3 protein-coding genes and 2 pseudogenes are annotated in these 2,797 nt (G+C 47.2%); 3 read left to right on the top strand and 2 right to left on the bottom strand.

What is annotated here, in order from left to right; all coding sequences use genetic code 11:
* From J0A65_RS17700 to J0A65_RS17690, 3 genes and pseudogenes are all read left to right on the top strand, one after another.
* Nucleotides 1-106 (top strand): annotated as a pseudogene (locus tag J0A65_RS17700) (IS200/IS605 family transposase); the annotation flags it as partial.
* Nucleotides 107-293: 187 nt separating this feature from the next.
* Nucleotides 294-917, top strand: coding sequence for a thiol:disulfide interchange protein DsbA/DsbL (locus J0A65_RS17695; RefSeq protein ID WP_206595672.1), 624 nt, complete (start codon nucleotides 294-296; stop codon nucleotides 915-917).
* A gap of 118 nt (nucleotides 918-1,035) precedes the next feature.
* A complete protein-coding gene (locus J0A65_RS17690; protein ID WP_206595671.1) occupies nucleotides 1,036-1,656 on the top strand; it encodes a thiol:disulfide interchange protein DsbA/DsbL in 621 nt (206 codons plus the stop codon).
* 46 nt (nucleotides 1,657-1,702) lie between these two features.
* Here J0A65_RS17690 and fre read toward each other — a convergent pair whose 3' ends face one another.
* Nucleotides 1,703-2,401 (bottom strand): NAD(P)H-flavin reductase, encoded by a 699-nt coding sequence (gene fre, locus J0A65_RS17685; RefSeq protein WP_206595670.1) that lies wholly within the window; start codon nucleotides 2,399-2,401, stop codon nucleotides 1,703-1,705.
* A gap of 3 nt (nucleotides 2,402-2,404) precedes the next feature.
* Nucleotides 2,405-2,797: pseudogene (locus J0A65_RS27430) on the bottom strand (3-octaprenyl-4-hydroxybenzoate decarboxylase); the annotation flags it as partial.

Below are 2,797 nucleotides of genomic sequence, written 5' to 3'. Positions count from 1 at the left end.
TGATTCGGTTGGCGCTAACGAAGACATCATTCGCCGTTATGTGAAGTATCAGGATAAACAAGCCAAAGAGGAAGAGGAGCGTCAACAGCGCTTAGAGCTTTCTTGAGCAGAAAGGCACCCTTCTAGGTGTGCCCTTAAGCAAAGCCACCTGCTATGCAGGTGGATTTTTACTATACCCGGCAAAAATGAACGATACCTGACTACGCATCTGGCGTCATAAGCAGGCTGTCGGCATTTGCCTAAAGCTGTGGTAACCTTTTTGCCGTTTCCTATTCCAACAAGAGATTGTACCAATGAAAAAGCTGTTTAGCCTGCTCATGCTGGCCATCTTGCTGCCTCTTCAAGCCTGTGCTCAGGAAGTTTACACAGAAGGCGAGCATTACGAGGTTATTAGCGACAAAGCCACCGACAAAGCAGAAGTATTAGAATTCTTCTCATTCTGGTGCCCTCATTGCCATGCTTTTGAGCCGCTGGTCGCCCAAATCAAGAGCAAGCTGGATAAAAACGTCAGCTTTGAAAAAGTGCATGCCAACTTCATGGCCTTCACCACAAAAGACATTCAAGACGAAGCGACTAAAGCCATGATGATTGGCCGCGCCCTGAAACGTGAAGATGCGCTCAACAAAGCCATTTTTAATTATATTCACGTACAGCGTTCACAAGTAACTTCACTGAAAGATCTGGAAAACATCTTTATTATCAATGGAGTAGATAGTGCTGAGTTTGAAAAAATGGCATCCAGCTTTGGCGTAAACAGCCTGGTGTCAAAAAACAATAAGGCCCTGGAGCATTACCGTAAGCATCTGGGCGGCGTACCGACTTTTATCGTCAACGGCAAGTTTAAAGCTAAATTCACCCGCAACATGGGGCCTGATGATATGGTCGACCTGATTGTGTGGTTGTCCAAACAGAAATAACACATCGGAGGGACCAGCCGGTCCCTTTTTGTTTTTGGTTACAATTCAATATGATCCTCAACTTCCAGCAGGCTCAACCTGTGGTAGATTCGCCGTCATTACACAAGGAGAAAACGGCATGAAAAAGTTCCTCAGCTTAATCGCCATTATATTATCGCTGCCATTGCAGGCTGCTGATTGGAAAGAAGGCACGCATTACGATGTAATTAGCGACAAAGGTACCAGCAAGCCGGTTGTGCAGGAATATTTTTCATTTTGGTGTCCTGCCTGTAACGCCGTTGAACCTGTTGTGCAACAAATGAAGGCCAAGCTGGAAAGCGAAGGCGTTAAATTTGAAAAAGTGCATGTGAACTTTATGCGCTTTGCCGATGAAGAAACCCAGAATGCTGCCAGCCGCGCTATGATGATCGGCCGAGCCTTGAAACAGGAAGAGAAACTCAACGGTGCGATTTTTGCCCATATCCATAAACAGCGCCAACCCGTAACCTCACTGGATGATTTAAAAGGGATTTATGTCAGTCAGGGCGTTAGCGCCGAGCGCTTTGACGAAATGGCTGAGAGTTTTGCAGTCAACAGCTTGTTGGCCAGAAACAACAAAACGCTGGAACAAAACAACCGCCATTTGACCAAAGGTGTACCAGCCTTTCTGATTAACGGAAAGTATCGCGCCATGTTCACTCGGGATATGACACCTGATCAGGTTATTGAACTCATTGTATGGCTGGCGAAGCAGCCTTAAAGCATTAAAAAAGCCAGGTAATGACCTGGCTTTTTAATTATTGGCTTCAAATAAACTCGTAAGCATCGCCAAACAAGTTATCTAGCAACAGCCCTTGCTGATGGAAAGCTTCCCTGGCGACACCAGCCATTTCAAAGCGTCCCGCCACATAGACCTGATAAGGCTCCAGACTAATAAAATCTTCTAGCACAGCCTGATGTACCAGACCTGTGCGCCCTTGCCAATCATCGGCAGGATTTTCCAGCACGGGAATCACTGTCAGCTTGGGGTGTTGGGTAGCGAGCTTCTGCAACACATCCAGTGCGTACATGTCTTCCAATGTTTTCGTACCCCAGTACAAAAATACCGGTTCACGTAAGGGCGTAGCCAGCAGTGTTTGTAAAATGCTCCAGGTGTAAGAAAAACCTGTTCCACCCGCCATCAGAATAGTCGGTTTGGGCTCGGAGTCACGCAATTGCGCTTTACCGTGCGGGCCATCCAACAGCACCTTGCCACCTTGCTGCATTTTCTCTATCACCTGCATCGCCCAGGGATTATGCGCGGAGGCACCCACATGCAATTCAATAAACTGCGAATCATGCGCACCATTGGCGATGGAAAACGGACGCTTGTCCGTCTCACCCATAACAACCCGAATATATTGACCCGCTTTAAATGATACCGGTCGCTCTGGTTCAAGGAGGATTCGCCACACAAATGGAGTGAGGGATTCCAACTGCTTTATTTTGCACTCAAATTCAGACATTTCTCATTTATCTTGTGGTGTATTGTTAAGTCCCAGCTCATCCCAGATACTGTCAATTCTCTGCTTGATGGCTGGATCCATCACTATGGGACGTCCCCATTCTCTGTCAGTTTCTCCGGGCCACTTGTTTGTGGCATCCATCCCCATCTTTGACCCTAAACCCGATACCGGTGAGGCAAAGTCCAGATAGTCGATGGGTGTATTCTCAATCATTGTCGTGTCGCGAGCGGGATCCATCCTGGTAGTAATAGCCCAAATGACGTCATTCCAATCCCTGGCGTTGACATCGTCATCACAGACAATCACGAATTTGGTATACATAAACTGGCGTAAAAACGACCACACCCCCAGCATCACGCGCTTAGCATGACCGGGGTATTGCTTCTTCATGGTCAC

It is taken from the genome of Bowmanella yangjiangensis (assembly GCF_017255015.1).
Taxonomy (GTDB): domain Bacteria; phylum Pseudomonadota; class Gammaproteobacteria; order Enterobacterales; family Alteromonadaceae; genus Bowmanella; species Bowmanella yangjiangensis.
Note: the sequence above shows the minus strand (reverse complement) of the source record. Positions and strands in the feature narration are given on the sequence as shown.

Bases quoted from the DNA above. Each gene is read 5' to 3' on its own strand.
- J0A65_RS17695 (WP_206595672.1), top strand. From the start codon at position 294: ATGAAAAAGCTGTTTAGCCTGCTCATGCTGGCCATCTTGCTGCCTCTT.
- J0A65_RS17690 (WP_206595671.1), top strand. From the start codon at position 1,036: ATGAAAAAGTTCCTCAGCTTAATCGCCATTATATTATCGCTGCCATTG.
- fre (WP_206595670.1), bottom strand. From the start codon at position 2,401: ATGTCTGAATTTGAGTGCAAAATAAAGCAGTTGGAATCCCTCACTCCA.